This window comes from Actinomadura sp. NPDC023710 (assembly GCF_040639875.1).
In the GTDB taxonomy this organism is placed as follows: Bacteria; Actinomycetota; Actinomycetes; order Streptosporangiales; family Streptosporangiaceae; genus Spirillospora; species Spirillospora citrea.
This window is the reverse complement of record NZ_JBFAGB010000018.1, coordinates 1-26263: the sequence shown is the minus strand read 5'-3', so window position 1 is coordinate 26263 and position 26263 is coordinate 1. Positions and strand designations below refer to the sequence as shown.

Annotated in this window: 25 protein-coding genes; 8 read left to right on the top strand and 17 right to left on the bottom strand. The window is 74.6% G+C overall.

Annotated elements, in window-relative coordinates:
* Positions 1–11: 11 nt before the first annotated feature.
* From paaE to AB0H37_RS21665, 6 genes are all read right to left on the bottom strand, one after another.
* The gene (paaE, locus tag AB0H37_RS21690) at positions 12–1070 is read right to left on the bottom strand and encodes a 1,2-phenylacetyl-CoA epoxidase subunit PaaE (protein ID WP_360614667.1); all 1059 of its coding nucleotides are present in this window, start codon (positions 1068–1070) and stop codon (positions 12–14) included.
* Positions 1071–1072: 2 nt separating this feature from the next.
* Positions 1073–1579 carry a 1,2-phenylacetyl-CoA epoxidase subunit PaaD gene (gene paaD / locus AB0H37_RS21685; RefSeq protein WP_329098632.1) on the bottom strand — a complete coding sequence of 169 codons (507 nt, stop codon included), beginning with the start codon at positions 1577–1579 and terminating at the stop codon, positions 1073–1075.
* Between the two features lie 5 nt (positions 1580–1584).
* A complete protein-coding gene (paaC, locus tag AB0H37_RS21680) occupies positions 1585–2502 on the bottom strand; it encodes a 1,2-phenylacetyl-CoA epoxidase subunit PaaC (RefSeq protein WP_360614665.1) in 918 nt (305 codons plus the stop codon).
* An 8-nt stretch (positions 2503–2510) separates the two neighbouring features.
* Positions 2511–2792: a 1,2-phenylacetyl-CoA epoxidase subunit PaaB gene (gene paaB, locus AB0H37_RS21675; RefSeq protein WP_089315753.1), complete on the bottom strand. Its 282-nt coding sequence runs from the start codon at positions 2790–2792 to the stop codon at positions 2511–2513.
* Positions 2789–3787, bottom strand: coding sequence for a 1,2-phenylacetyl-CoA epoxidase subunit PaaA (paaA, locus tag AB0H37_RS21670; protein WP_360614663.1), 999 nt, complete (start codon positions 3785–3787; stop codon positions 2789–2791). The genes paaB and paaA overlap by 4 nt, the downstream gene beginning before the upstream one ends.
* A gap of 130 nt (positions 3788–3917) precedes the next feature.
* Positions 3918–4427, bottom strand: coding sequence for an Lrp/AsnC family transcriptional regulator (locus AB0H37_RS21665; protein WP_179836123.1), 510 nt, complete (start codon positions 4425–4427; stop codon positions 3918–3920).
* A 120-nt stretch (positions 4428–4547) separates the two neighbouring features.
* On the opposite strand from AB0H37_RS21665, the gene pdhA reads away from it, so the two are divergent.
* Genes pdhA through AB0H37_RS21650 form a run of 3 tightly spaced genes read left to right on the top strand, consistent with a single transcriptional unit; the run spans position 4548 to position 8030 of the window.
* On the top strand, positions 4548–5654 hold the full coding sequence (gene pdhA, locus AB0H37_RS21660) for a pyruvate dehydrogenase (acetyl-transferring) E1 component subunit alpha (RefSeq protein ID WP_360614661.1): 1107 nt from the start codon (positions 4548–4550) through the stop codon (positions 5652–5654).
* Between the two features lies 1 nt (position 5655).
* Positions 5656–6672 (top strand): alpha-ketoacid dehydrogenase subunit beta, encoded by a 1017-nt coding sequence (locus tag AB0H37_RS21655; RefSeq protein ID WP_360614659.1) that lies wholly within the window; start codon positions 5656–5658, stop codon positions 6670–6672.
* A complete protein-coding gene (locus tag AB0H37_RS21650) occupies positions 6669–8030 on the top strand; it encodes a dihydrolipoamide acetyltransferase family protein (protein ID WP_360614657.1) in 1362 nt (453 codons plus the stop codon). The genes AB0H37_RS21655 and AB0H37_RS21650 overlap by 4 nt, the downstream gene beginning before the upstream one ends.
* Before the next feature lie 22 nt (positions 8031–8052).
* On the opposite strand, the gene AB0H37_RS21645 is transcribed toward AB0H37_RS21650, so the two are convergent.
* On the bottom strand, positions 8053–9075 hold the full coding sequence (locus tag AB0H37_RS21645) for an SMP-30/gluconolactonase/LRE family protein (protein WP_360614655.1): 1023 nt from the start codon (positions 9073–9075) through the stop codon (positions 8053–8055).
* Between the two features lie 103 nt (positions 9076–9178).
* On the opposite strand from AB0H37_RS21645, the gene AB0H37_RS21640 reads away from it, so the two are divergent.
* The gene (locus AB0H37_RS21640) at positions 9179–9631 is read left to right on the top strand and encodes a MarR family transcriptional regulator (RefSeq protein WP_179836128.1); all 453 of its coding nucleotides are present in this window, start codon (positions 9179–9181) and stop codon (positions 9629–9631) included.
* Positions 9632–9678: 47 nt separating this feature from the next.
* Complete coding sequence (locus AB0H37_RS21635) at positions 9679–10047, top strand: PH domain-containing protein (RefSeq protein WP_179836129.1); 369 nt, start codon at positions 9679–9681, stop codon at positions 10045–10047.
* Between the two features lie 26 nt (positions 10048–10073).
* On the opposite strand, the gene AB0H37_RS21630 is transcribed toward AB0H37_RS21635, so the two are convergent.
* On the bottom strand, positions 10074–13097 hold the full coding sequence (locus AB0H37_RS21630; RefSeq protein WP_360614653.1) for an SMC family ATPase: 3024 nt from the start codon (positions 13095–13097) through the stop codon (positions 10074–10076).
* Entirely contained in the window at positions 13094–14221 is a 1128-nt protein-coding gene (locus AB0H37_RS21625) for an exonuclease SbcCD subunit D (protein ID WP_360614651.1), read from the bottom strand. The genes AB0H37_RS21630 and AB0H37_RS21625 overlap by 4 nt, the downstream gene beginning before the upstream one ends.
* 116 nt (positions 14222–14337) lie before the next feature.
* Here AB0H37_RS21625 and AB0H37_RS21620 point away from each other — a divergent pair, with 116 nt between their 5' ends.
* Positions 14338–15024 carry a dihydrofolate reductase family protein gene (locus AB0H37_RS21620; RefSeq protein WP_179836132.1) on the top strand — a complete coding sequence of 229 codons (687 nt, stop codon included), beginning with the start codon at positions 14338–14340 and terminating at the stop codon, positions 15022–15024.
* On the top strand, positions 15017–15445 hold the full coding sequence (locus AB0H37_RS21615) for a dCMP deaminase (RefSeq protein ID WP_329088381.1): 429 nt from the start codon (positions 15017–15019) through the stop codon (positions 15443–15445). Before AB0H37_RS21620 ends, AB0H37_RS21615 begins: the two co-directional genes overlap by 8 nt.
* Here AB0H37_RS21615 and AB0H37_RS21610 read toward each other — a convergent pair.
* Complete coding sequence (locus tag AB0H37_RS21610; protein ID WP_329088378.1) at positions 15442–16038, bottom strand: disulfide bond formation protein DsbA; 597 nt, start codon at positions 16036–16038, stop codon at positions 15442–15444. The genes AB0H37_RS21615 and AB0H37_RS21610 overlap by 4 nt on opposite strands.
* A gap of 130 nt (positions 16039–16168) precedes the next feature.
* Between AB0H37_RS21610 and AB0H37_RS21605 the strand changes: the two genes are divergently transcribed.
* Complete coding sequence (locus AB0H37_RS21605; protein WP_179836135.1) at positions 16169–17611, top strand: aldehyde dehydrogenase; 1443 nt, start codon at positions 16169–16171, stop codon at positions 17609–17611.
* Positions 17612–17656: 45 nt separating this feature from the next.
* Here AB0H37_RS21605 and AB0H37_RS21600 read toward each other — a convergent pair whose 3' ends face one another.
* From AB0H37_RS21600 to AB0H37_RS21570, 7 genes are all read right to left on the bottom strand, one after another.
* Positions 17657–18589, bottom strand: coding sequence for an AMP-binding protein (locus AB0H37_RS21600; protein WP_360614648.1), 933 nt, complete (start codon positions 18587–18589; stop codon positions 17657–17659).
* Between the two features lie 65 nt (positions 18590–18654).
* The gene (locus AB0H37_RS21595) at positions 18655–20124 is read right to left on the bottom strand and encodes an AMP-binding protein (protein ID WP_360614646.1); all 1470 of its coding nucleotides are present in this window, start codon (positions 20122–20124) and stop codon (positions 18655–18657) included.
* 111 nt (positions 20125–20235) lie between these two features.
* Positions 20236–22725 carry a LuxR C-terminal-related transcriptional regulator gene (locus AB0H37_RS21590; RefSeq protein WP_360614645.1) on the bottom strand — a complete coding sequence of 830 codons (2490 nt, stop codon included), beginning with the start codon at positions 22723–22725 and terminating at the stop codon, positions 20236–20238.
* A gap of 144 nt (positions 22726–22869) precedes the next feature.
* Positions 22870–23712 (bottom strand): ATP-binding cassette domain-containing protein, encoded by an 843-nt coding sequence (locus AB0H37_RS21585; RefSeq protein ID WP_329088369.1) that lies wholly within the window; start codon positions 23710–23712, stop codon positions 22870–22872.
* Positions 23709–24761, bottom strand: coding sequence for an ABC transporter permease (locus AB0H37_RS21580; protein ID WP_179836139.1), 1053 nt, complete (start codon positions 24759–24761; stop codon positions 23709–23711). The genes AB0H37_RS21585 and AB0H37_RS21580 overlap by 4 nt, the downstream gene beginning before the upstream one ends.
* The gene (locus tag AB0H37_RS21575) at positions 24758–25747 is read right to left on the bottom strand and encodes a sugar ABC transporter substrate-binding protein (protein ID WP_360614642.1); all 990 of its coding nucleotides are present in this window, start codon (positions 25745–25747) and stop codon (positions 24758–24760) included. The genes AB0H37_RS21580 and AB0H37_RS21575 overlap by 4 nt, the downstream gene beginning before the upstream one ends.
* A 45-nt stretch (positions 25748–25792) precedes the next feature.
* A partial coding sequence (locus tag AB0H37_RS21570; protein ID WP_360614641.1) for a thiamine pyrophosphate-dependent enzyme occupies positions 25793–26263 on the bottom strand: 471 nt, incomplete at its 5' end.

Sequence of the window (26263 nt, the reverse complement as noted above, 5' to 3'; positions counted from 1 at the left end):
GCCGGGGCGGCTCAGGCGTCGAAGTCGACGGTGACGGCGGCGCTGACCGGGTGGGACTGGCAGGTGAGCACGAACCCGGCGGCGACCTCGGCGGGTTCCAGGGCGTAGTTGCGGACCATGTCGACCTCGCCCTCGGTGACCCGGGCGCGGCAGGTGCCGCAGACGCCGCCCTTGCAGGCGAACGGCAGGTCGGCGCGGGTGGCCTGGGCGGCGTCCAGGACGCGCTGGTCGCGCGGCATCGGCGCGGTGCTCGACCGGCCGTCCAGGACGACGGTGACCTCGCTGGTCTCGCCGGTGACGGTCGGGCCGTCACGGCGCACCTCGGGGGGCGGCTCGTCGACGTAGAACAGCTCGACGTGCACCTTCTCGCGGGGGACGCCGAATTCGGCGAGGACGTCGCGGGCGCCGGTGACCATGGTCAGCGGGCCGCACAGCCAGACGTGGTCGACGTCGTCGACGGGCGTCACGGCGCTGATCAGGCGGCGCAGGCGGTCGGCGTCGAGGCGGCCGGAGAACAGCTCGACGTCGCGGGGCTCGCGGCTCAGCACGTGGACGAGCTGGAACCGCGGGCCGTAGCGGTTCTTCAGGTCGCCGAGCTCCTCGGCGAACATCACCGTCCCGCTCGTGCGGTTTCCGTACAGCAGCCGCACGTGGGTGTCCGGGTGGGCGAGCACGGTGGCGGCGATCGAGATCATCGGGGTGATGCCGGAGCCCGCCGCGATCAGCAGGTGCCGGCCGGGCTCGGCGGGGTCGGCCCGCAGGCTGCCGGACGGGACCTGGACGTCGATCTCGGTGCCCGGGCGGACCTCCCGCACGAGCCAGGAGGAGAACATGCCTTCGGGGATCTCGCGGACGCCGATCCGGGGCCGGGCGCCCGCGGGCGCGCAGATCGAGTAGGACCGGCGGTGCTCCCGCCCGTCGATCACCCTGCGCAGCGTGAGGCTCTGGCCGGCCGCGAACGCGTAGTCGCCGGCGAGTTCGGGCGGGACGTCGAACGTCACCGCCGCGGAGTCGTCGGTCAGCCGGTCGACCGCGGCGACCCTCAGTGGGTGGAACGTCGCAGGCGCCACCGCTAGATCTCCTTCACGTGCTCGAACGGTTCAAGGCAGCCGGTGCAGCGGTACAGCGCCTTGCAGGAGGTGGAGCCGAACTCCGAGGTCAGCTCGACCGACGGCGACCCGCAGCGCGGGCAGCGCAGCCTCCGGCGGGTGGGCGCCAGGGTGAGCGCGACGGGCCCGGAGGGCGCCGGCGCCGGGCCGGGCGGCGAGATCCCGGCGGCGGCGAGGGCCGCGCGGCCCCGCTCGCTGATCCAGTCGCTGGACCAGGGCGGGGACAGCTCGATCTCGACGCGCACGTCGGCGTATCCGGCGTCGGTGAGCCGGTGCACCAGGTCGTCGCGCATCGTGGCGAGCGCGGGGCAGCCCGAGTACGTCGGGGTGATCGCCACGGTGACGGCGGAGCCGTGCTCCTCGACGCGGCGCAGCACGCCGAGGTCCTCCAGGGTCAGCATCGGCATCTCCGGGTCCCGGACGGACGCGGCGACGGCGCGGGCGGTGCTGTCGTGCGCGGTTCCGGGCACGGCGGTCACCACCTTCCCAGCGGGTGGGCGCGGGCGACGACCTGCATCTCGGCCAGCATCAGGCCCAGCGCCTCGGTGTGGACGCCGTCGCGTCCGGCGCGCCCGCCGAGCAGGCCGGTCTGCGGCACCTCGGGCCGCTCGACGCCGCTCGCGGTGAAGACCTGCGCGAGGACGGCGCCGGCGTCGGCGGCGGTGGAGGCCGGGTCCACGGCGACGCCCGCCTCGGCGAGCGCCCGCTCTACCGGGTGGGTGCGGAACAGCTCGTCGTGGTGGCGCCACACCTCGTCGAGCCCGGCGAGGACGCGTCGCCGCGACTCCTCGGTGCCCTGGGCGAGGGTGAGGAACCACCGGCCCGCGAAGTCGCGGTGGTAGGCCAGTTCCTTGGCCCCCTTGGCCGCGACGGCGGCGAGGACGGCGTCGCGGCTGCCGGTGAGCCGCTCGAACAGGGCCAGCCGGGCGGTCGCGAACACGAGGACGCGGGCCATGGTGTGCCCGAAGTCGCCGTTCGGCAGTTCGGCGAGACGCACGTTGCGGTAGGCGTCCGCGTCCCGGAAGAACGCCAGCGCGTCCTCGGCCGGGACCGGCGAGCCCTCCGGCAGCGCCGGGACGACCGAAGGGTCGGCGGTGGCGGCGCGGGCGAGCAGCAGCCGCGCCTGGCCGAGCAGGTCCAGCGCGATGTTGGCGAGGGCGATGTCCTCTTCGAGGTCGGGCGCGTTGCTGCACCACTCCGACAGCCGGTGCGACAGGACGAGGGCGTCGTCGGCGAGCATCAGGCAGTACGTCGCGAGCGCGTGCGGGTCGACGCCGTCGGGGACGGTCGTGTCGACGCCGGCCAGCGGGTCCTCGAAGTCGGTGCCGAACGCCCACTGGGAGCTGTCGCCGTCCAGGAGCCCGTCGTACACCGAGCCGTGCTGACTTTCCATGGCGGCCTTCACATGTGGGGGACGTTCTCGGGGATCTCGTAGAACGTCGGGTGCCGGTAGACCTTGTCGCCGCTGGGGGCGAACAGCGGGTCCTTCTCGTCCGGGCTGGAGGCGGTGATCGCGTCCGACCGCACCACCCAGATGCTGACGCCCTCGTTGCGGCGCGTGTACACGTCGCGCGCGTGCCGGACGGCCATCTCGTCGTCGGGAGCGTGCAGCGACCCGACGTGCACGTGGTTGAGGCCGCGCTTGCCGCGCACGAACACCTCGTAGAGCGGCCATTCGCTCATGCCCCGGCTCCTTCCTCGCGCCCTGCTTCGTTGCCCCCGGCTTCCTCGCTTCGGGCCGCCTGCCCGCGCGCGAAGGCGGTCGCGGCCTCGCGGACCCAGGCGCCGTCCTCGTGGGCCCGGCGGCGATGCGCCAGCCGCTGGGCGTTGCAGGGGCCCTCGCCCCTGATGACGGCCGAGAGCTCCGACCAGTCCGGCTCGCCGAAGTCGTGGGCCTGGCGTTCCTCGTTCCAGCGCAGGTCCGGGTCCGGGAGCGTGACGCCGAGGGCCTCGGCCTGCGGGACGGTCATGTCGACGAAGCGCTGGCGCAGCTCGTCGTTGCCGTTGCGCTTGATGCCCCATGCCAGGGACCGCTCGGAGTTCGGCGAGTTCGCGTCGGGCGGGCCGAACATCATCAGCGAGGGCCACCAGAACCGGTCCACCGACTCCTGCACCATCCGGCGCTGCTCGGCGGTGCCGCGCATCATCGTCATCAGCAGCTCGTAGCCCTGCCGCTGGTGGAACGACTCCTCCTTGCAGATGCGGATCATCGCGCGGCCGTAGGGGCCGTAGGACGTCCGGCACAGCGGGACCTGGTTGCAGATCGCCGCGCCGTCCACCAGCCATCCGATCGTGCCGACGTCGGCGTAGGAGAGCGTGGGGTAGTTGAAGATCGAGGAGTACTTCTGCCGGCCGGTGAGGAGCATCTCGGTCAGCTCGGCGCGGGACACGCCGAGGGTCTCGCACGCCGAGTACAGGTACAGGCCGTGCCCGGCCTCGTCCTGGACCTTGGCCAGCAGGATCGACCTGCGGCGCAGCGAGGGCGCCCGGGTGATCCAGTTGCCCTCCGGCTGCATCCCGATGATCTCCGAGTGCGCGTGCTGGGCGATCTGCCGGACCAGCGTCCTGCGGTAGGCCTCGGGCATCCAGTCGCGCGGCTCGATCCGGTCGTTGCGCGCGATCGTCGCCTCGAACTGCTCGGCGGGCGCCGGCTGGGGCGCGGCCTGCGGCGTCGTCATGGGCTCCTCCCGCTGGGGACCCGGCTGGACTCGGCCTATTTACTGACCGAGCGGTCTGTATTCAGAGTGACACAGGCCGCGCGAGCGTGCAAGAACGGAGGAACGCCCTGCTCGCGGGCTCACCGAAGCCTCAGTCGTCCCAGGTCTCCCACTGCGCTCCCCTGCCCCGCGCCTCGTCGAAGACCAGCCAGGTGCGGGTCGCCCGGACGCCGGGGATGTCCTGGATGCGCTCCAGCACCACGTGCCGGAGCGCCTCGTTGTCCGGAGCCCTGACCAGGGCCAGGACGTCGTAGTCGCCGCCGACCATCGCGAAGTGCTCGACGTAGGGGGTGTCCTGGAGCCGGGCGGAGACCGAGCGCCAGGAGTTCTGCTCGATCGTGACCGAGACGTACGCGCTGGTGCCGAGGCCGGCCTTGTGCGGGGCGAGCTCGGCGGTGAAGCCGGTGATGACGCCCTCGTCCATCAGGCGGGTGAGCCGCGCGTAGGCGTTGGCGCGCGAGACGTGCACGCGCTCGGCCAGCGCCCGTACCGAGAGCCGGCCGTCGCGCAGCAGCTCGACGATGATCGCGCGGTCCACGGCGTCCAACCGTGCGGCAGAACGTCCGGGCCGGACGCCCTCAGTGCCCGCATCGGATGACATTTAGTGCCCCCAAAGCCACTGAACGAGCCATCTGTCGCTCATTGTGCCCCATGTCTTGAGCAGATCGTCGTCCGAGCGGACGATCGAACCGACAACCGTCCACGGGAAGGGAGCGGCGCCATGTCCATGCGGACACCTCATCAGGAGGTCGAGGGCCTTCTCCCCTCCGCCGTCCCGGTGCGCTTCGTCGCCGAGGACGGGACGGACGCCGGACGCCCGGCCGGATACCGTGCTCCGGAGGACGGGGCGCTGGTCGAGGCCTACCGCCGGATGGTGCTGGGCCGCCGGTTCGACCGGCAGGCCACCGCGCTGACCAAGCAGGGCCGGCTGGCGGTCTACCCGTCCAGCCGCGGGCAGGAGGCCTGCCAGATCGCCGGGGTGCTCGCGCTGCGCGAGGACGACTGGCTGTTCCCGACCTACCGCGACTCGGTGGCGCTGGTCGCCCGCGGCATGGACCCCGTCGAGGTGCTCACGCTCCTGCGCGGCGGCTGGCACTGCGGCTACGACCCGGCGGCCACGCGCGTCGCGCCCCAGTGCACGCCGCTGGCCACCCAGACGATCCACGCCGTGGGCATGGCCGACGCGATGCGCCGCAAGGGCGAGGACGGCGTGGTGATGGCGTTCGTCGGCGACGGCGGGACCAGCGAGGGCGACTTCCACGAGGCGCTCAACTACGCCGGGGTCCTGCGCGCGCCCGTGGTCTTCTTCGTCCAGAACAACAAGTACGCGATCTCGGTGCCGCTGGCCAAGCAGACCGCCGCGCCCGCGCTGGCCTACAAGGGGATCGGCTACGGCATCCGGTCCGAGCAGGTCGACGGCAACGACCTCGTCGCGGTCCTGTCGGTCCTGACCGCCGCGACCGAGCACGCCCGCTCCGGGAACGGCCCGTTCCTGGTCGAGGCGCACACCTACCGCATGGACTCCCACACCAACGCCGACGACGCCTCCCGGTACCGCGAGGACGAGGAGGTCGCGCGGTGGGAGGCGGCCGACCCCCTCGCGCGGCTGGAGACCCACCTGCGGGGGCGGGGACTGCTCTCGGAGGAGGACGTCGCGTCGGCGCAGGAGGCCGCCGAGGAGTACGCGGCCCGCCTGCGCGACCGGATGGCCGCCGACCCGGAGACCGACCCGTTCGAGCTGTTCGACCACGTCTTCGCCGAACCCACGCCGCAGCTGCGCGAGCAGCGCGCCCTGCTGGCGTCCGAAATGCTCCCCGGGGAGGACTGACATGCCCGCGACGACGATGGCGCAGGCGCTGAACGCCGCGCTCCGGGACGCGCTGACCGAGGACGAGCGGGTGCTGGTCTTCGGCGAGGACGTGGGACCCCTCGGCGGGGTCTTCCGCATCACCGACGGGCTGACCCGGGACTTCGGCGAGGACCGCTGCTTCGACACCCCGCTGGCCGAGGCGGGGATCGTCGGCCTGGCCGTGGGCATGGCGATGGGCGGCTTCCGCCCCGTGGTGGAGATGCAGTTCGACGCCTTCGCCTACCCGGCCTTCGAGCAGATCGCCTCGCACGTGGCCAAGTTCCGCAACCGCACCCGCGGCCGCGTGTCGCTGCCGATGGTGATCCGCATCCCCTACGCGGGAGGGATCGGCGGCGTCGAGCACCACTGCGACTCCAGCGAGGCCTACTACGCCCACACGCCGGGACTGAAGGTCGTCACGCCCGCCACCGCCGACGACGCGTACTGGCTGCTGCGCGACGCCGTCACCGACCCCGACCCGGTCATCTTCATGGAGCCGAAGCGGCTGTACTGGGCCAAGGGCGACGTCACCCGCGAGAACCGGCGCGCCGCCGGGTTCGGGCGGGCCGCGGTGCGCCGCGAGGGGCGGGACGCGACGCTGGTCGCCTACGGGCCGAGCGTCCCGGTGGCGCTGGAGGCCGCCGAGGCCGCCGCGCGGGAGGGACGCGACCTGGAGGTGGTGGACCTGCGCACCATCGTCCCGTTCGACGACGGCACCGTCGCCGCCTCGGTGCGCAAGACGGGCCGGTGCGTGGTCGTCCAGGAGGCCCAGGGCTTCGCGGGCGTGGGGGCGGAGATCGCGGCCCGCGTGCAGGAGCGCTGCTTCCATTCGCTGGCCGCGCCGGTGCTGCGGGTCTCCGGGTTCGACATCCCCTACCCGCCGCCGAAGCTGGAGCACGCGCACCTGCCGGACGCCGACCGCGTCCTGGACGCCGTCGACCGGCTCCAGTTCGACGACGCCCCCGACGTCCTGCACCTGGACAGGGAGGCGTCGTGACCGCCGCCACCCGGCAGGTGTTCCGCCTGCCCGACCTCGGCGAGGGCCTGACCGAGGCCGAGATCGTCGAATGGAAGGTCGCCGCGGGCGACACCGTCGAGGTCGACCAGGTCGTGGTGGAGGTCGAGACCGCCAAGGCGGCGGTGGAGGTCCCCGTCCCCTACGCGGGGACCGTCCTGAGGCTGCACGCGGAGGCGGGCGCGATCCTCGCGGTCGGCGAGCCGCTCATCGAGGTCGGCCCCGCCGGCGCCGCGACCGGACCCGCGCCCGTCGCGGACGTGCATCCGGAGGCGGCCCGCTACCGCGAGGAGGAGCAGGCCGGATCCGGCAACGTCCTGATCGGCTACGGCACCGGGCACGGGCCGGGCCGGCGCGGACGCCGCCGCGCCGGCGGCCCGAAGGCCCCGGCGGTGGCCCCCGCTCCGGTGGCCCCCGCTCCGGTGGCCCCCGCTCCGGCGCCCCGCCGCGCGGAAGCCCCCCGCGTGATCTCCCCGCTCGTCCGCAGGATCGCGCGCGAGCACGGCCTCGACCTCGCCGCCGTCACCCCCACCGGGCCGCGCGGCGTGATCCTGCGGCGGGACGTCGAACAGGCCGTCGCCTCCGCGGGCACGGCCGCCGAGACGGCCGGCGCCCCGGTCGCCGCGACGCCGGCACCGGCCCGTCCGATGCCCGAGCGGATCCCGCTGCGCGGGATCCGCCGGGCGGTGGCCGACAAGCTCACCCGCAGCCGCACCGAGATCCCGGACGCGACGACCTGGGTGGACGCCGACGCGACCGCCCTGGTCGAGGCCAGGGACGCGCTGCGGAGGTCCCGCCCCGAACTCGGCATCGGGCTGCTGGCCCTGCTGGCCCGCATCTGCGTGGCCGCTCTGCGGGAGTTCCCCGAACTGAACTCCTCGGTCGACGCCGACCGGCAGGAGATCGTCCGGTACGGGCATGTCAACCTCGGTTTCGCCGCGCAGACCGACCGCGGCCTCGTCGTGCCGGTCGTGCGGGACGCGCACCTGATGACGACCGCGCAGATCGCCGCGGAGCTGGCAGGGCTCACCGGGCTCGCGCGCTCGGGCGGGCTGCCGCCCGAGGCGCTGACGGGCGGCACGTTCACCCTCAACAACTACGGCGTGTTCGGCGTGGACGGCTCCACCCCGATCATCAACCATCCCGAGGCGGCGCTGGTCGGCGTCGGCCGGATCATCGACCGCCCCTGGGTGGTGGACGGCACGGTCGTGCCGCGCAAGATGACCCAGCTCTCCCTGACGTTCGACCACCGGGTCTGCGACGGCGGCGCGGCGGGCGGGTTCCTGCGGTTCGTCGCCGACTGCGTGGAGAACCCCGCCGTCCTGCTCACGAACCTGTGACGGCAGGGGCCGGGTTCGGCGGTCAGAGGCCCCGGACGGCGGCGACGGTGAAGGGGATCTCCGGAGTGCCGTCGCCGAGCGGACCGCCCTTGTCGAACTGCGAGCGGACCACGTAGAGCGTCCCGTGGCGGCGGACGAGCGTCGTCGGGACCTGGAGGGACGGGTCCACCAGCGTGCGCTCCAGGCGGGCCCGCGTCCCGTCGGGCGCGACACGCCAGCGGGTGAGGGCGTTGTCGATGTTGTCGGCCGTCCAGAGGCGCCCGTCCTGGAGTTCGAGGCCGTCCGCGTTGTGCATGTCGCCGCCGCTCAGAGCGACCTTGCGGATGGCACCGGTGGCGAGGTCCAGCCGGTAGAGGTCGCCGCCGAGCATGTCGTCGGTCAGCAGGAACCGCCCCGTGGGGTCGGCGACGATCCCGTTCAGGGTGAAATCGCCCGGCTTATGCGGTTCAAGAAGGCCGCCCAGGTCGAACCGGGGCGACAGCGTGCCGATCCCGCCCCGGGCCGCGTCCAGATCGCGCGGCGTGACCCGGTAGACGACGGCGCGGGAGCTGTCGGTCAGGTAGACGCCGCCGTCGGGTGCGACGGCGAGGTCGTTGACGAACCGGGCGCCGGCGCCGGGGACGACGAACCGCGCCAGCAGGGCGCGGCTCCGGACGTCGTAGACCGCGACGCCGGACGAGGAGTCGATCACCCACAGCCGTCCGGCCCGGTCGGTCTTCAGACCGTTGGCGGTGTGGCGGCCGTCGGCGCCCGCGGGCAGGAACACCTCGGCCGTGCGGTGGCCCGGACGCATGCGGTAGACCGTGCCGTCCTCGAAGGACCCGGCGTACATCGTGCCCGTGCGCGGGTCCGCGGCGATGCCCTCGGGGTACACGCGGTCGCCCGGCAGGACGTAGGCCGTGGAGATCCGCGACGCGGCCGCCGGGGCCGCGGCGGCGCCGGCGGGCGGGCCGGCCGCCGTGGACGCGGACGCGGCGGAGACGGCGAGAGCGGCGGCGGCGAGGCCCGCCACGGCCGCCGTGGTGGAGCGCTGGATGCGCGACATGACATCTCCGTTCGAGTTACATCATTAGTACGCACACATACGATAGTTAGAACCCTAATACTCGTCAACGGTCTTCTCTTCAAAGGCTCGATACCATGCGGAGATGACCTCGTTGCCCGTCCCGGAGCGGCTCGGCTCGCACCTCAAGCGCGCCGAGCAGGCGCTCAACGGCGCCAAGCAGGCGGCACTGAAGCCGAGCGGGCTCACGGTCCCGCAGTACTCGGCCCTGCTCCACCTCGACGACAACCCGGGCATGTCGGCCGCCGCACTGGCCCGGGCGTGCGCGGTCACCCCGCCGACGATGAACACCGTCCTGAAGAACCTCCAGGAGCGCGGGCTGATCGAGCGCACCCCGCACCAGTGGCACCGCAACATCCTGGAGACCCGGCTCACCGCCGAGGGCGCGGCCGTCCTGGAGAGCGCCGACGCCCGCGCGGTCAAGGTCGAGCGCGGGCTCGCCGCCGAGTTCACCGACGCCGAACGGCGGACGCTGGTCGACCTGCTCGGCCGGTGCGTCGGCTTCCTGGAAGCCGCCCGGTCCGCGCCCGGCGGCTGAGACACTCCCTACGGAACGGGACGAACGCCGCGAGCACCGGAGGAGCCATGGGCGACGGGGTCCAGCACGACAGGTCGGGCCAGCTCAAGCAGATCGAGAGCGGGCTGCTGCCCGGCGAGCAGATCATCGCCGTCTACGACGCGGTCGGCGCCGGCACCGGGTTCATCGGGCTCACCGACCGCAGGGTGATCATCCAGGACCGCAGTTTCGCCGGCAAGAAGTACGCGATCACCAGCGTGCCCTACTCCAGGGTCACCTCGGTGAGCGTGGTCAGCAACAAGTCGTGGGCCGGGTCCTACTTCTCCACCGGCTCCATCGCGATCAACGTCGGCACGCACACCTACGAGGTCGAGTTCCGCGGCGCCGACAAGAGCCACCACGTGCACAACGTGATCCTGCAGTACATCTCCGGCTGACCGGCGCCCCGGCGCCTTCGGCCGCGTCAGACGACGACGGCGGCGGTGGAGCCCGCGCGGTCCTTGGTGACGCGGAGCTGGGCGGGGATGCGGGCGCGCAGCTCGGCGACGTGGCTGACGATGCCGACCGCCCGGCCGCCGTCGCGCAGGCCGTCCAGGACGTCCATGACCTCGTCGAGGGTCTCCTCGTCGAGGGTGCCGAATCCCTCGTCGACGAACAGCGTGCCGATCTCGGTGCCGCCCGCCTCGGCGGTGACGACGTCGGCGAGGCCGAGGGCCAGCGCCAGCGAGGTGATGAACGACTCGCCGCCCGACAGGGTGACCGGGTCGCGCATCAGGCCCGTCCAGGAGTCGGCGACGCGCAGGCCGAGGCCCCCGGCGCCCTTGGTGCGGTCGCCCGCCGCCTTGTCGGTGGTGTGGACGAGGGCGTAGCGGCCCCCGGACATGCGGTGCAGCCGCTCGTTCGCGGCGGCGACGACCTGTTCGAGGCGGGCGGCCAGCACGTACGCCGACAGCGACATGGCGTGCCGGTTCGCGGCGTGCTTGCCCGAGGCGAGCCCGGCCACGCGCTCGGCGACCTCGTGCCGCCCGGCGGCGGGTCGCCACGCGCCGACGGCGGCGGCGAGGTCCATGCGCAGCTCGGCGAGGCGCTCGCAGCGGTGCCGCGCGCGGTCGGCGGCGTTCGCGGCCCCGGTGTGCGCCGCGTCCGCCGCGGCCACCGCCGCCTCCAGGGCGGGCAGGTCGGGCGCGGGCGCGGCGGCGGCCGCGACCAGCTCCGGGTCGCCGAGCAGGGCGCGGACCTCGGCCTCCTCGTCGTCGAGCCTGCGGATCCGGTCGCGCAGGACGCCCTGGTCCTCGTCCGGCAGCGCGGCTTCGAGGACCTCCTCCGGCGTCCGGAACCCCTGCTCCTCGGCCTCCTGCGCGGCCTTGGCGCGGGCGGCGGCCAGCTCCTCGTCGGCGCGCCCGTACGCGCGGGCCGCCTCGACCGCCGCGGCGAGCGCGTCGGCCTCCCCGGCGAGCCTGGCGATGCGGGCCTCCAGCGTCGGGTCGCCGCCGCGCGCCTCGTCCAGCTCGGCGGACAGGCGGGTCTGCTCGGCGGCCAGTTCCCGGTCGTGGGTGCGGTTCTCGGTGAGGGCGCGGCCGGTCTCCTCCCGCGCGGAGCGGACCTGGTCGAGCTCCTGCTCGTGCCGGTGGAGCGCGGCCTCCAGCCGTTCGGCCTCCGCCGCGCGGGCCTCCGCGGCCGCCAGCGCCGTCTCCGCCTCGGCGAGCTCGGCGGCGAGGGCGTCCGCGTCGGCCTCCCCGGCGATCTCCAGCAGCTTGTCGCGCTCGGTGCGCAGCTCCCCGGCCGCGGTCCCGGCCCGCTCCCGGACGTCCTGGGCCTCGTCGGCCTCGGCCTGCGCCCCCTCCACCTGCTCCTCGGTCGGGATCAGCGCGAGCGAGGCCACCGGGGCCGGGTGCTCGGTGGAGCCGCAGACCCGGCAGGGCTCGCCGTCCGCGAGCTCCTCGGCGAGGACGGCGGCCATGCCGTCCAGCCGCGCCTGCCGGAGGTCGAGGACGTGCTGCCGGGCGTCCTGGGCCGCGTCGACCGCCGTCCGGTACCCGGCCTCCGCCTCGGCGAGCCGTTGCTCCACCTGGTCGCGGCGCTGCGCCGCGTCGAGGCGGCGCCCGGCGTCCCGGACGGCGGCCGCGGCGCCGGAGCGTCCGGCGGCGGCGATCCTGGCCTCGTCCAGCTCGGCGCGGCGCCCCTCGACGAGCGCGGGAAGTTCGGCGAGCGCGGCGCGGATCCGCGCGTCCTCCGGCTCCAGCCGCAGCAGTTCCGCGGCCAGCGCCTCCCGCTCGCGGCCGATCCGCCGGAGCCGGGCGGCGGCGGCCCTGCGGCCCTCCAGCGCCGCGACCTCGTCGCGGCGGTCGCGCTCGGCCTTGGCGAGGACGTCCTGCGGCGCCTTCGGCGGCAGCAGGGCGGCGGCCCGGGCCCGGGTCTCCTCGGCCCAGCGGCGGGCGCGGCTCGCCTCCCCGTACCGGGCCTGGACATCCCTGACCAGCGGGACGACCCGGTCGGCGCGGGCGGCGGCGTCCAGCCGCGAGGCCAGCCCCGACTTCTCCTCCGCGCGCTCGGCCAGCGCGTCGCGCCTGGCGAGCGCCTCGGCGTGGCGGCGCCGCCGGTCGGCGAGCGCCCGCGCGTCCTGCAGTTCCTCGCGGGCCGCGCCCAGCGCCGACGCCACGCCCGCGCGCAGCTCCTCGACGACGGCGCGGACGTCCTCCTGACCGCCCGCCAGCTCGGCGGCCCACGCGGGCAGCGCCTCCACCTCGGCGAACGGCTCCACGGCCGGCTCCCCGCGACGCGGCGCCGGGACGGCCGGGCGAGGCGCGCGCGGCGGGGCGGCGCCGGTCGTCTCGCAGATCCGGTCAGCGATCGAGACCGCCCGCGCCCCGAGCTCGGCGGCCTCCCGGCCGGTCGCGGCACGCCGCTCGGCGAGCCACTTCTCGACCTGCGCGAACACCTCGGCGGCGAACAGCCGCTCCAGCACCTTGCGCCGGTCGTCGACGCCGGCGCGCAGGAACCCGGCGAACTCCCCCTGCGGCAGCATCGCCACCTGGCAGAACTGGGTCGCGTCCATCCCGAGCATCTGCGACACGAGGTCGCCAGCCTCGTCCAGCCGGGTGCTGAGCCCGACCCACGAGCCGTGCTCGAACTCCTCGAGGACGACCTTGGCGTGCTCGGTCGTCGTCCCGGACCCGCGCAGCTTCGGCCGCTCCCAGGCGGGCGAGCGCGTGACGCGAAGCCGGCGGCCCCGGATGGTCGTCTCCAGCACCACGCGCGGCCCGGCGCCAGGCGGCGCGTGGTCGCTGCGCAGCCCCTTCACCGCCTTGCGGACGCCGGGCACCTGCCCGTAGAGCGCGAAGCACACCGCGTCGAGGATGCTCGTCTTGCCCGCGCCCGTCCGGCCCTGGATGAGGAACAGCCCGGCGTCGGACAGCGCGTCGAAGTCGATGACCTCCGTCCCCGAGAAGGGCCCGAACGCCGCGATCTCCAGCCGGTGCAGCCTCACGCCATGGCCTCCTTCCGGCGGAAGGCCTCGAAGGCCTCGTGGAGCAGGGCGCGTTCGGCGCCGGTGGCCGGCCCGTCGGTGACCTCGGCGACGAAGTCGCCCGCGATGTCGAGGGCGGAGCGCTCGCGGACGCGCTCGGACCAGGTGCGGCCGCCGTCCGCGCCGCCGCCCTCGGGCTCGAAGCCGAGGACGAGCGTGTGCGGGAAGCGGCGGCGCAGCCGCTCCATCGCGGCGGACGGGCGGCGCGCGTCGGTGAGCGTGATCTGGAGCCAGCGGTCCTCGACCTCGTCGAAAGACGGGTCGGAGAGCAGGTCGTCGATGCGGCCGCGGACCCGGGCCAGGCGCCGCGGGACGGGGGCCTCCACGAACTCCGCCGCGACGCCGTCGGCGCGCAGGTCGATCAGCCACGAGCCCTTGACGTGCCTCTCCTCGGAGAAGGAGTACGCGAGCGGCGAGCCCGAGTAGCGGACGCGTTCGCCGATGCGCCAGGCGCCGTGCAGGTGGCCGAGCGCCGCGTAGTCGACGCCGTCGAACACCGACGCCGACACCTGCGAGGAGCCGCCGACCGAGATGTCGCGCTCGCTCTCGCTGGACTCGCCGCCGGTGACGAACGCGTGCGCGAGCACGACCGAGAGCCGGTCGTGGCGCGCGGCGTCGTCGCGGACGCGGCGCATGGCCTCGGTGAGCGCGGCGGCGTGGCTGCGCTCGTCCAGCTCCCACGGGTGGCGGACGAGCTCGGGCTCCAGGTAGGGGACGCCGTAGATCGCGGCGTCGCCCACGACGACGGGCTCCCCCACGGTCGCGAAGTCGGTGCGGACGTGCACGCCGGCGGCGTCCATCAGCGCCGACCCGAACCCGAGGCGGCGCGCGGAGTCGTGGTTGCCCGCGATGAGCACGACCCGGGTGTGGGCGGCGAGCCGCTCCAGGGCCTCGTTGCACAGCCGGACGGCGTCGACGGCGGGCAGGGCCCGGTCGTAGACGTCCCCGGAGACCAGCACGCACTCGACCCGCTCCGCCGCGACGGTCTCGACCAGGTGGTCGACGAACGCCGCCTGCGCGGCCAGCAGGTCCTCGCGGTGGAACGATCTGCCGAGATGCCAGTCGGAGGTGTGCAGGATTCGCATGTCGCAGCAACCATAGGCACCCCCTCCGACACATCCGGCGCAGAAACGCCGAGTCGCCTCAAACGATCTGCGCGAGCGATGCGATCAAGGACGCGGCGCTCCCGTAGGGTGTCGGCGTGAGCGACCGTCCCTATGTGCTGCTGAGCTGCGCGATGTCCGCCGACGGCTACATCGACGACGCGACTCCGGAGCGGCTGCGGCTGTCCAGCACGGCGGACTGGGACCGGGTCGACGCGGTGCGCGCCGGCTGTGACGCGATCCTCGTCGGCGCGGGCACCGTCCGGGCGGACGACCCGCGGCTGCTCGTCCGGTCGGCGGCGCGGCGGGAGCAGCGGGTCGCGCGGGGGCTGCCGCCCGACCTCACCAAGGTGACGCTGACCTGGAGCGGCGACCTGGACCCCGGCGCGCGGTTCTTCACCACGGGCGGGTCCCCGAAGCTCGTGTACGCCCCGACCGGCACGGCGGGCGGGCTGGCGGCCCGGCTGGCCGGCCTCGCCGAGGTCGTGGACGCCGGCGACCCGCTCGCGCTGGGCGCGGTGCTCGGCGACCTCGCGTCCCGGGGCGTCCGGCGGCTGATGGTCGAGGGCGGCGGCGGGATCCACACGCTGTTCCTCACCGCCGACGCGGTGGACGAGCTGCAGCTCGTGGTGGCGCCGTTCTTCGTCGGCGACCCGTCCGCGCCGCGCTTCGTGCGGTCCGGGGTGTTCCCGCAGTCGCCGGCGCGCCCCATGCGGCTGGAGGAGTCCACCCGCATCGGCGATCTCGCCCTGCTGCGCTACCTGGTCGGCGGCGCGCGTGGATGACCTCGGCTGGCTGGCCCTGGCCTGCGACCTCGCGGCCCTGTGCCCGCCCTCGCGCACCGCGTTCTCGGTGGGCGCGGTCATCGTCGGGGTGGACGGGCGGGAGGTCGCGCGCGGCTTCTCCCGCGAGGACGACCCGCACGACCACGCCGAGGAGGCCGCGCTCGCCCGGACCGGCGGCGGCCTGGCCGGCGCGACCGTCTACAGCTCGCTCGAACCCTGCGGGCACCGCGCGTCGCGCCCCCGCACGTGCGCGGAGCTGATCGTCGCCTCGGGCGCCCGCCGCGTGGTGTTCGCCTGGCGCGAGCCGGCCCTGTTCGCCGCGGGCACGGGCGCGGAGATCCTCGCGGCCGCGGGCGTCGAGGCGGTCGAGCTGCCCGAGCTCGCCGGGCGCGCCCGCCGCCCGAACGCGCACCTGCTCTAGGAGAGGTCGGGGGCGGCGTGGGGGCGTCCCTTCAGCTCGTGGAAGCCGGCCGTCCCGGCGACGAGGAGCGTCCCGTCCCACAGCCGCCCGGCCTCCTCGCCGCGCGGGATCCGGGACAGCACCGGCCCGAAGAACGCCCGCTCGCCGACCGCGACGACGGGCGTGCCGACGTGCGGCCCGACCCGCGCGAGCCCTTCGGCGGTCGAGGCGCGGACCGCGTCGTCGTACCGGTCCTCCAGGGCCGCGGCGGCGAACTCCTCCGGCAGGCCGGCCTCGTCCAGCGCGTCGGGGATCGTCCGCGGCTCCATCTCCCCGCGATCGTGGACGCGGGTGCCGAACGCGGTGTAGAAGCGGCCGAGCGCCGCCTGCCCGGCCTCGCCGGCGACGGCGGCGCAGACCCGGGCGGGCAGCCACAGGTAGCCCTCGGGGTCGTTCTCGGGATCGTCGTCCCGGCCCTCGTTCAGCGCCGCCAGGCTCAGCAGGTGCCAGCGCGGCTCGACGGGCCGGACCCTCGCGGCCTCCAGCAGCCACCGCGACGTGATCCAGGTGTAGGGGCAGGAGGGGTCGAACCAGACGTCGGCGATCTCGGACATGGCCCCCGTTCTATCAAATGAGACTCCAGTCTCATCCCTCTTGCCAACGCCCCGGGACGTCATGCGATGCTGTGGCCAAGCAAGCATTCGGTTACCCGCGTCGGCCCTCGGGCAGGGGAGGCACAGCAGCATGCGCGAGCACGATCGGCTGTTCATCGGAGGCGAGTGGGCCGCACCGGCCGGGACCGACGTGATCGACGTCGTCTCCCCGCACACCGAGGAGGTCATCGGGCGGGTCCCCGAGGGCACCGAGGGCGACATCGACGCGGCCGTCGCGGCGGCCCGGCGCGCCTTCGACGAGGGCCCCTGGCCGCGGATGACCCCCGCCGAGCGCGCGGAGGTCGTCGGCCGGCTCTCGGCGATCTACGCCGAGCGGCAGCAGGAGATGGCCGACCTCGTGACCGCCGAGATGGGATCGCCCATCATGTTCTCGGTGTTCGGGCAGTCGGCCATCCCGCAGATGGTGCTGCAGTACTACGTGGACCTCGCCGCCTCCTACACCTGGGAGGAGGAGCGGCAGGGCATGCTGGGCCCGGTCACGGTCACCCAGGAGCCGGTCGGCGTCGTCGCGGCGATCGTCCCGTGGAACGTCCCGCAGTTCACGCTGATGCTCAAGCTCGCGCCCGCGCTCATCGCCGGCTGCACGGTCGTGGCCAAGCCCTCCCCCGAGACCCCCCTCGACTCCTACCTGCTCGCCGAGTGGATCCGCGAGGCGGGCATCCCCGAGGGCGTCGTCAACTTCGTCCCGGCCGGACGCGAGGTCGGCGCCTACCTCGTCGCGCACCCCGACGTCGACAAGGTGTCCTTCACCGGCTCCACCGCCGCCGGGCGCAAGATCGGCGCGGTCTGCGGCGAGCAGCTCAAGCGGGTCACCCTCGAACTCGGCGGCAAGTCCGCCGCGATCATCCTGGACGACGCGGACCTGGCCTCCACCATCGAGGGCTTCAAGCTCGCCTCGCTGATGAACAACGGCGAGGCGTGCGCCGCGCAGACCCGCATCCTGGCGTCCCGCCGCCGCTACGACGAGGTCGCCGACGCCCTCGCGACCATGGTGGGCGGCCTCGCCGTCGGCGACCCCGCCGACTACGGCTGCGAGATCGGCCCGCTGGTCGCCAGGCGGCAGCAGGAGCGCGTGGAGAACTACATCCGGATCGGCCAGGACGAGGGCGCCAAGCTGATCACCGGCGGGCTGAACCGCCCGCACGACCGCGGCTGGTACGTCGCGCCCACCGTCTTCGGCGACGTGGGCAACGACATGCGCATCGCCCGCGAGGAGATCTTCGGCCCCGTGCTGGTCCTCATCCCCTACGAGGACGAGGCCGACGCCATCAGGATCGCCAACGACAGCGACTACGGGCTCGGCGGCTCGGTCTGGACCTCCGACGTCGACCACGGCGTCGACGTCGCCCGCCGCATCCGCACCGGGAGCTGCGGCGTCAACATGTACACCCTCGACCCGAACACCCCGTTCGGCGGCTACAAGAACAGCGGCCTCGGCCGCGAGCTCGGCCCCGAGGGCCTGCACGCCTACCTGGAGCACAAGTCCATCCCCCACCCCGCCCCCGCGGGGTGACGCCCGCCGTTCCCGCGCGTCCCCCGGACGCTCGGGCACGGCCCGTCAGCACAGCGGGGTGACCGGCCAGCGGTGCCGGGCGCGGCAGGCGTGGACGGCCCCGGCGGACGGCGCGCCCGTCACCAGGAGGCGGACCCCCGCGACGGGGACGCTGCCGTGGTCGAAGGCGATGGCGCGGAGCTTGGCCGGCGTGACGACGGCGGCGGTGGCCCGGTGGTCGAGGATCGCTTCGAGCAGATCCTTCGCCTCGCGGCCGGGGACGCCCACGAGCGTGGCGCCCTGCATGAGACACAGGTCCACCAGCCCCATCCGGGTGAGCGCGGAAACGTCCTGGCCGCACAGGGCGAGCACGTCGCCGTCCGAGATGTCCAGCGTCCCGCACAGGCGGTGGAGGTCGGCGAGGCGGGCGGCGTGGGTGATGTCCTCCGGCGGGGCCGGCACGCGCAGCGCCGCGTCCCGGAGCGGGTCGGCCGGCCTGCCGGCCGGGGCGGCCCCGGGTTCCAGGAGCCGGCGGAACGGCGTGGCGCCGGGGACGTCCCCGAAGGCGAAGACCTGCCTGACGTACGAACGCTCCACGGCGGCCATCGACAGGGCCGCGGTCTCCTCGCCGGTCAGCAGGAAACGGGCGCCGGTGTCGTTCATCAGCGCCGCGAGCCCGGCGGGGGCGCCGCCGGGCGGGAGCAGGACCGGCACGGCCCCGGCGGCGGTGACCGTGTGGGCGGCGACGGCCAGTTCGCGGACGCCGGAGACGTGCACCGCACCGACGTCGCCGTGCCTGACCCCGTGGCGGCGCAGGCCGGCGGCGGCGGCCGGGACGGCCCGCGCGAAGTCCGCGTACCCGAGCCCGCCCGCGGGATCGACGAGGGCGGGGCGCTCCCCGTGCCGGGAGGCGGCGGCTCTCTTCGCGACGTCCCTGGCCGCCTCCAGCACCACGTCGGTGATCGTGGCGTCGTGGACCGGAGTGCTCGCCTCGGGCATGCCGCGAAGGTACGTCGCGCGCGTCCGGGGCCGCATCCGAAGAACGGTGTAGCCGTATGTGTACGTCATGGGCCGAAACCGGCGCGCTCCAGAAGCTGCCGGCGCCTGACCCGGCCGTCGGGCGTGCGGGGGATCTCGTCCACGACGTGCACCGCCGACACCTCCCGGGTCCTCGGCACGCGCCCGTTGACGTAGGCGAGGAGGTCGGCCTCGGACACCGGTTCGGCCAGCACGGCGAACGCGTGGGGCGCGAGCCCGAGATCGTGGTCGGGGGCGGGCGCCACGACGGCGTCCCCCACGGACGGATGCGCGGCCAGCACCGCCTCCGGGTCGCCGGGCGGTTCGCGGTGCGCGCCGCCGAGCCGTCCGAGGATGAAGACCCGCCCGTGCTCGTCGGCGAACGCCGAGTCCCCGGTGGGCAGCCACCGCACGGGCCCCGCGGCGTCCCGCGCCGCCGGGAGCCGCACGCACATCTCGCCCGGCTGGTAGGACGGCTGCACCGCCCCCGTGCGCGGGTCCACGACCTGCCACGCCACGCCCGGCAGGCCGCGCCCGACCGAGTCGAGCGTCCCCTCCTCGGCCGCGCGCAGGTTGAGGTGGGTGAACCCGCCGGCCTCGGCCAGCCCGTACGCCTGCCGCACCGGGCAGCCCAGCCGGGACGCGGCGGCGCGCGCCTCCTCCGCCGCGAGCGGTCCGCCGGCGACCACGACGGCGCGCAGCGCCCGCAGGTCGTAGCGGCAGACGGCGCGCTCGTGGGCGAGGGCCTCCAGGAGCTCCGGCGGCAGCACCGCGACGGTCACCCGGTGGTCCCGCAGCGCGCGGAGCAGGTCGTGGCGTCCCGCCCCGGAGAACGCGACGACGGTGGCGCCGAGCCGCAGCGCCGGGTTGAGCACCCCGTTCAGCCCGAGGACGGTGCTGAACGGCAGCGCGCTCAGCACCGTGTCCGCCCCGCCGAACATGGCCGACTCCGCGACCCTCAGCAGGCCCGCCACGACCTCCGCGTGCGTCAGCCGCACCGTCCGGGCGGGCCCCCTGCCGGTCCCCCGCGTGCACGCCAGCAGCGCGATGTCGCCGCAGGTGCGGACGCCGGCCGCGGGCAGGGCCTCGCCCGCGGGGGCCGCGGTGGCGAGCAGATCGGTGAGCGGGGGCAGGGCCGCCTCACCGGTGCGGGGGCCGTCGTCGCCGCGGGGGCCGTCGGTGATGACGGAGCGGGCACCGGTCTCTTCGAGGAGGCGGGACGTGTCCGAGGCGGTGAGGGGAAAGGGGACGGCGCCGGCCGCGATCACCGCGTGCAGGGCGACGGCGAGGTCCAGGGGCTCGCGCAGGCGCAGGCCGATCACGTCCCCCGGCGCCGCCCCGGCGCGCGCCAGGGCGGAGGCCGCGGTCTCGACCAGGGCGGAGAATCCCCCGTGGGACAGCGAGCGCCCGGAGGACGCGTCCAGCACCGCGGTCTTCCCGGGGTCGGGTGCCGCGCCGAAGACCGCGCGGGTCACCGTGACCGCCGGGTAGGCGGGGTCCGCACCTCTGGAGAGCATGGCGCCGACGCTAGGTCGGCGAGTCCGTCCGCGCATGCTCCGAAGTGCGCAACCACCGTCGTATTCGACGGGCGCCCGGGGAGCGTACGCGGTGTGTACACACCGCGGGGGTCAGGAATCCTCCGCGGGGATGTTGTCCACGGCCCAGGCGGCGATCTGGGCGCGGGAGGAGAAGCCGAGCTTGGTCAGGATGTTGGTGACGTGGCGGGCGACGGTGGCGGGGCTGATGACCAGCTCGTCGGCGATCCCGCGGTTGCTGAGTCCGCGGGAGACGAGGCGGGCGATCTCCCGTTCGCGGGCCGTCAGGCCGCTCGGCGGCGTGACCGGTTCGGCGACGTCCTTCACCGGGGCGTCCGAGACCGGCCGCCGGGGCGGCGGGACGGTCTCGGGGGCGCGGAGCGCGTGGGCGATCGCCTCGTCGGCGGGCATCGCGCGGCCCTCGCCCCAGTACTGGGCGACGAGGGGTTCCCCGATCCTGCGGCGGATCGGTTCGAGGGTGCGCTCGCGGCGGGCGCCGGCGCCGGGCTCGCGGCCGGTCGCCTCGCGCAGCGCGGACGCCGCGCCGGCGAGCCTCACCGCGCCGCGCGCGTCGCCCTCGGACGCGACCAGCTCGGCGAACGCGTCCAGGGCGCGGGCCATGTCCAGCCGGATGCCGGACGAGCGGCTCAGCGCGAGGCTCTCCGCGAGGGACGCGCGGGCCGAGGCCAGGTCGCCCCGGGCGAGCGCGACGCGGCCGAGCCCGGCGAGGGCCCTCGCCATCTCCGGCCGCGCGCCGATCTCGGTGAGGATCGGCAGGACCGCGGCGTAGTGGCCGCGGGCCGCGGCCGGGTCGCCGCGCAGCTCGGCGAGCCTGCCGAGGCCGATCATGGCGTGGGAGGCGCCCCACAGCTGGCCGATGTCCCGCATGACGGCCGCGGCCGTGTCGAGCCGCTCGCGGGCCTCGCGCAGGCGCGACTCCCGGATCAGCAGGTAGCCGCGGGCCGCGCACGCGTAGGCGCGGGTCCACTCCCGGCCGGGCCCGCGGACGAGGGCGTCGGCCTCGTCCAGGCGGCGGGCGGCGTCGGCGAAGCGGCCGGCGCGGGCGAGGCACTCGGCCCCGGTGATCAGCGCGGTCGCGGTCATGAACTCGTTCCCGGCCTCGCGGCAGAGGACGAGCGCCTCGTCGGCGTGCCGGGCGGCCTGGGCGAAGTCGCGGCCCCCCATGGCGAGCTGGGCGCGGCCGGCGAGCGCCGGGCCGAGGACGCGCGGGTCGAGACCGCGCCGGTCGGGATCGCGGGCGGCGGACAGGAAGCGGTCGGTCCGGTCGGCCCACTCGGCGACGCGGCCGCGCGCGATCCAGAAGGTCCGCAGCGCGGTGCACAGCCGCAGCCCCTCGGCGATGTCGCCGTGGTCGAGCGACCAGGTCAGCGCGGCCTCCACGTTGCCGAGCTCGGTGTCGTACCGGTGGAACAGCGCCACCCGGTCGGCCCAGGGCGCGGGCTCGACGCCGAGCCCGATCCGGCCGTCGCGTTCGGCGTCGGCGAGGACGGCGTCGCGGTGCCGCCCGCGGAACACCGCCTCCTCACCGGCGCCCGCGAGCCGCTCGGCCGCGTACTCGCGGATGCTGTCGAGCAGCCGGAACCGGACCTCCCCGCCCGCCTCCCCGGTCACCGTCGCGAGGGACTTGTCGACGAGGGCGGTGAGCGCGTCCAGGACGTCGTCGGCGGGCAGGGCGGCACCGGACGGGGCGGCACCGGACGGCGCGGGGTCGGCGCAGACGTGCTCGGCCTGCTCCAGCGTCCAGCCCGCGAAGACCGACAGGCGACGCAGGAGGACGCGCTCCGGCCCGTCCAGCAGCTCGTGGCTCCAGTCGATCGCGGCGCGCAGCGTCCGCTGCCGGGCGGGGGCGGTGCGGTCCCCGGCGCTGAGCAGCCGGAACCGGTCGGCGAGGCGGCGCGCGATCTGCTCGGCCGACAGCACCCGGACCCGGGCGGCGGCGAGCTCCACCGCCAGCGGCATCCCGTCGAGGGCCCGGGTGACCTCGTGCACGGCCTCGGACGCGGCGAAGCCGGGCCGCGCCGCCCTGGCGCGCTCCAGGAACAGCCGGACCGCCTCGCCCGGCTCCAGGGGCGGCACCCGCCACACGTTCTCCCCCGCCATCCGCAGCGGCTCCCGGCTGGTGGCGAGGATCCGCAGTCGCGGACAGCGGGCCAGCAGCAGGCCGGTGAGCTTCGCGCACTCCTCGACGACATGCTCGCAGTTGTCCAGGACGAGCAGGACCGCGGGCGCGCGCAGCGCGTCGGCGAGGGTCTCGGTGAGCGGCCGGCCGTCCTCCTCGGCCACGTCGAGGACCGCGGCGACGCGCCGCGCGACGGGCCCGGTCGTCCCGTCCGGGCGGACGTCGGCCAGTTCCACGAACCAGACGCCCCCGTCATGCGCGTCGGCCGCCCGGGGCCCGTCGAGGACCGCGTGCGCGACATGCAGCGCGAGCCGCGTCTTGCCGATCCCACCCGCCCCGCACAAGGTGACGGCGCGCATGCCCTCCAGCAGCCTGCCGAGGTCGGCGGCGTCGCGTTCGCGGCCGACGAAGGCGTTGGGCTCGGCGGGGAGGTTGGTCTTCACGGCTCTGTGAGTGTCGCATCGCGCTGCGTGATCCGCCACGGTTTCGCGGTCTCGGTCTGGGGAGCCGCGCGTCCGCCCCGGACCGGCGCCGCCCGGGTCCGGGTGAGGACCGCCCCGGGCCACGGGAGGTGGCCCGGGGGGCCGTCAGTCGTCGGTGAGGCCCAGGCTCTCGGCCTCCTTGGTCAGCTGCGCGGCGGCCGCCGAAGAGCCCGCCGCGTCGAGTTCGTGGGCGAGCTCCTCCAGTTCGCCGCCGCCCGCCATGAGGCCGGTGAGCTCCTCGCGGGTGATCTCCTCCTTGGTGTGGTATCCGATGCCGCGCCCCCGGTTGAGGATCAGGAAGCGGTCGCCGACCGGGTAGGCGTGGTGCGGGTTGTGGGTGATGAAGACGACCGCGAGGCCCCGTTCCCGCGCCTGCACGATGTAGCGCAGCACCACCCCGGCCTGCTTGACGCCGAGGGCGGCGGTGGGCTCGTCCAGGACGAGGGCCTCGGCGCCGAAGTGGACGGCGCGGGCGATGGCCACGCACTGCCGCTCGCCGCCCGACAGGGTCCCGATGGGCTGGTCCACGTCGCGCAGGTCGATGCCCATCGCGGCCATCTCCCGGTGGGTGGTCGCGCGCATGGACCCGACGTCCAGGCGTCCGAAGCGCCCCCGCTTCTCCGAGCCGAGGAAGAAGTTGCGCCAGACCGGCATGAGCGGGACGACCGCGAGGTCCTGGTAGACGGTCGCGATGCCGCGGTCGAGGGCGTCGCGGGGCGAACCGAAGCTCACCTCCTCGCCCCGCACCTCGTAGGTGCCGGTGTCGTGGCGGTGCAGGCCCGCGACGACCTTGATGAGCGTGGACTTGCCGGCGCCGTTGTCGCCGAGGACGCAGGTGACCTCCCCTGCGGAGGCCTCCAGGTCCACGTCGCGCAACGCGATGACGTTGCCGTAGTTCTTGCCGACGCCGCTGAGCCTGATGAGCGGCGCCCCCTTCGCGTCCGTCATGGCGACCGCTCCACTCTGCGCCGCACGACCAGGTTGACCACGGTGGCGATCAGCAGCATCGCGCCGAGGAAGAACCGGAACCAGTCGGGGTTCCACTCGGCGTACACGATGCCCTTGTTCGTCATGCCGAAGATGAACGCGCCGATGGCCGCGCCGATCGCCGACCCGTAGCCGCCCGTGAGCAGGCATCCGCCGATGACCGCGCAGATGATGTAGAGGAACTCGTTGCCGACGCCCTCCCCCGACTGGACGGTCGCGAACGCGAACACCAGGTGCATCCCGGAGAACCACGCGCACAGCGCCACGCCCATGAACAGGCCGATCTTCACGCGGTCGACGGGCACGCCGACCGCGCGGGCGCTGCCGGCGGCCCCGCCCACCGCGAAGATCCAGTTGCCGACGCGGGTGCGCAGCAGGAGCCAGGTGGCGATCGCCGTGAACAGCAGCCACCAGAACACCGTGATCTTGACGTTGACGCCGAGCACGTCCACGTCGGAGGCGAAGACCGCGCGGGCGGAGGCGAAGCCGTCCATGTCGCGGACGGAGTCGCTGGCGACGTTGCCGGTGAGCGCCTTCGTCACGCCGAGGTTCAGGCCCGCGAGCATGAAGAACGTGGCGAGCGTGATGATGAAGCTCGGCAGCCGCGTCCGGACGTACAGGACGCCGTTCACCATGCCGAGCGCCAGCGTCAGCACCAGCGAGATCACCACGCCCGCCCACACGTTCAGCGTGAGCTGGTAGGCGGTCAGCGCGGCGATCAGCGCCGAGGACGTCACCATCACCCCGGCGGACAGGTCGAACTCGCCGCCGATCATCAGCAGCGACACCCCGACCGCCATGATCCCGAAGGTCGAGGCCGCGTACAGCACGGTGGAGAACGACCCGGCGCGCAGGAACGCGTCCGCGACGATCGAGAAGAACGCGAACAGCGCCACCGCGCCGAGCAGCGCGCCGAGCTCCGGGCGGCCCAGCAGCCGCCGCAGCGGCGACCGCCGGGCCAGGCGCTCGTCGGGGCGGGCCGCGGGCGGCCCGGCCACCGCCTGGGTCATCGCGTCCCCCGGTTCGCGAACGCCTCCAGCTGAGCCGCGTTCTGCTTGGTCACGATCGCGGGCCCGGTCAGCACGGGGCGCCCGCCGCCGAGCACGTTGCCGTTGTTCTTCAGCAGCCACAGCTCGTCGACGGCCCCGTAGCCCTGCAGGTAGGGCTGCTGGTCGACGGCGAACTCGATCGCGCCGGAGTTGATCGAGGCGATGAGGTCCTTGTTCAGGTCGAACGTACCGATCTTGGCCTTGCTCCCGGTCTCCTTGACCGCGTCGACCGCGGTCGCGGCGAACGGGGCGCCGAGCGTGAGGATCCCGTCGATGCTCTTGTCGGCCTGGAGCTTGGCCGTGATGGACGACTTCACCTCCGGCATGTTGGTGCCCTGGACGAACAGGTTCTGCAGGTCGCCGCCGAACGTCTTCTTCGCTCCGGCGCAGCGGTCCTCCAGGCCGACGTTGCCCTGCTCGTGGACGACGCACAGCGCCTTCTTGGCGCCGATCTTCGCCAGCTCCGTGCCGGCCGCCTCACCGGCGATCGACTCGTCCTGCCCGAAGTGCGCCACCGCGCCGAGCTCGGCCGACTCCTCGGCGCCGGAGTTGATCGACACGACCGGCACCTTCGCGGCCGCGGCGCGGGCCAGCACGTCCTTCATCGCGTCCGGCTTGGCGAGGGTGACGATGATGCCGTCGACCTTCTTGTCGAGCGCGGCCTGGACGAGCTGGGCCTGCTTGCCGCCGTCCGGGTCGGCGGAGTAGAGGAACTCGACGTTGTCCTTGGCGGCGGCGGCCTTGGCCCCCTTCTGGACGATGTCCCAGAAGGTGTCGCCCGCGCCGGAGTGCGTGACCATCGCGATCTTCAACCGGGGGCCGGCGCCCTCCGGCGTCTCCTCGGACTTCTTGCCGCCCGAGCTGCTGCAGGCGCTCAGCGCCAGCAGCCCCGCGGCGGCCAGCACCGCGAGACCCCTGGACGTCCGACGCGCGAAAACGCCTCTCATCGGCTGCTCTCCGTTTCTCCCCGATTGGTCGGTCTGAGGAGTTGATCACAGATGATGACGGCGCGTACCCCTATCCCTCTCATATCGGGCGCGAGCCTCCCGGGTGGAGTCCAGCGCCGACACCTCCGCGACCGGGACGTCCCACCATGCCGCACTGTCGGGGGTGCCCGCCAAGGGGTCCGTCTCAATGTGGACGACCGTGGTCCTGGGGGACTTGCGCGCCTGCTGGAGCGCGTCCCGCAGGTCGGTGGACGTGGCCGCGCGGATGACGTCGGCGCCGAGGCTGGCGGCGTTGGCGGCGAGGTCGAGGGGGATGGGGTCGCCGTCCAGGCCGGTGGGGGTGCGCAGGCGGTGGCGGGTGCCGAAGCGCTGGGCGCCGACGGACTCCGACAGGTTGCCGATGGAGGCGTAGCCGTGGTTTTGCACCAGGACCACGACGAGTTTGATCCCTTCGGCGGCGGCGGTGGTCAACTCCTGGGCCATCATCAGGTAGGAGCCGTCACCGACCAGGACGAA

Excerpts from the sequence above, each read along its gene's own strand:
- paaC (WP_360614665.1), bottom strand. The coding sequence starts at position 2,502 with ATGGAAAGTCAGCACGGCTCGGTGTACGACGGGCTCCTGGACGGCGAC.
- paaB (WP_089315753.1), bottom strand. The coding sequence starts at position 2,792 with ATGAGCGAATGGCCGCTCTACGAGGTGTTCGTGCGCGGCAAGCGCGGC.
- paaA (WP_360614663.1), bottom strand. The coding sequence starts at position 3,787 with ATGACGACGCCGCAGGCCGCGCCCCAGCCGGCGCCCGCCGAGCAGTTC.
- AB0H37_RS21665 (WP_179836123.1), bottom strand. The coding sequence starts at position 4,427 with ATGTCATCCGATGCGGGCACTGAGGGCGTCCGGCCCGGACGTTCTGCC.
- pdhA (WP_360614661.1), top strand. The coding sequence starts at position 4,548 with ATGTCCATGCGGACACCTCATCAGGAGGTCGAGGGCCTTCTCCCCTCC.
- AB0H37_RS21655 (WP_360614659.1), top strand. The coding sequence starts at position 5,656 with ATGCCCGCGACGACGATGGCGCAGGCGCTGAACGCCGCGCTCCGGGAC.
- AB0H37_RS21645 (WP_360614655.1), bottom strand. The coding sequence starts at position 9,075 with ATGTCGCGCATCCAGCGCTCCACCACGGCGGCCGTGGCGGGCCTCGCC.
- AB0H37_RS21640 (WP_179836128.1), top strand. The coding sequence starts at position 9,179 with ATGACCTCGTTGCCCGTCCCGGAGCGGCTCGGCTCGCACCTCAAGCGC.
- AB0H37_RS21635 (WP_179836129.1), top strand. The coding sequence starts at position 9,679 with ATGGGCGACGGGGTCCAGCACGACAGGTCGGGCCAGCTCAAGCAGATC.
- AB0H37_RS21625 (WP_360614651.1), bottom strand. The coding sequence starts at position 14,221 with ATGCGAATCCTGCACACCTCCGACTGGCATCTCGGCAGATCGTTCCAC.
- AB0H37_RS21610 (WP_329088378.1), bottom strand. The coding sequence starts at position 16,038 with ATGTCCGAGATCGCCGACGTCTGGTTCGACCCCTCCTGCCCCTACACC.
- AB0H37_RS21605 (WP_179836135.1), top strand. The coding sequence starts at position 16,169 with ATGCGCGAGCACGATCGGCTGTTCATCGGAGGCGAGTGGGCCGCACCG.
- AB0H37_RS21600 (WP_360614648.1), bottom strand. The coding sequence starts at position 18,589 with ATGCCCGAGGCGAGCACTCCGGTCCACGACGCCACGATCACCGACGTG.
- AB0H37_RS21595 (WP_360614646.1), bottom strand. The coding sequence starts at position 20,124 with ATGCTCTCCAGAGGTGCGGACCCCGCCTACCCGGCGGTCACGGTGACC.
- AB0H37_RS21585 (WP_329088369.1), bottom strand. The coding sequence starts at position 23,712 with ATGACGGACGCGAAGGGGGCGCCGCTCATCAGGCTCAGCGGCGTCGGC.
- AB0H37_RS21580 (WP_179836139.1), bottom strand. The coding sequence starts at position 24,761 with ATGACCCAGGCGGTGGCCGGGCCGCCCGCGGCCCGCCCCGACGAGCGC.
- AB0H37_RS21575 (WP_360614642.1), bottom strand. The coding sequence starts at position 25,747 with ATGAGAGGCGTTTTCGCGCGTCGGACGTCCAGGGGTCTCGCGGTGCTG.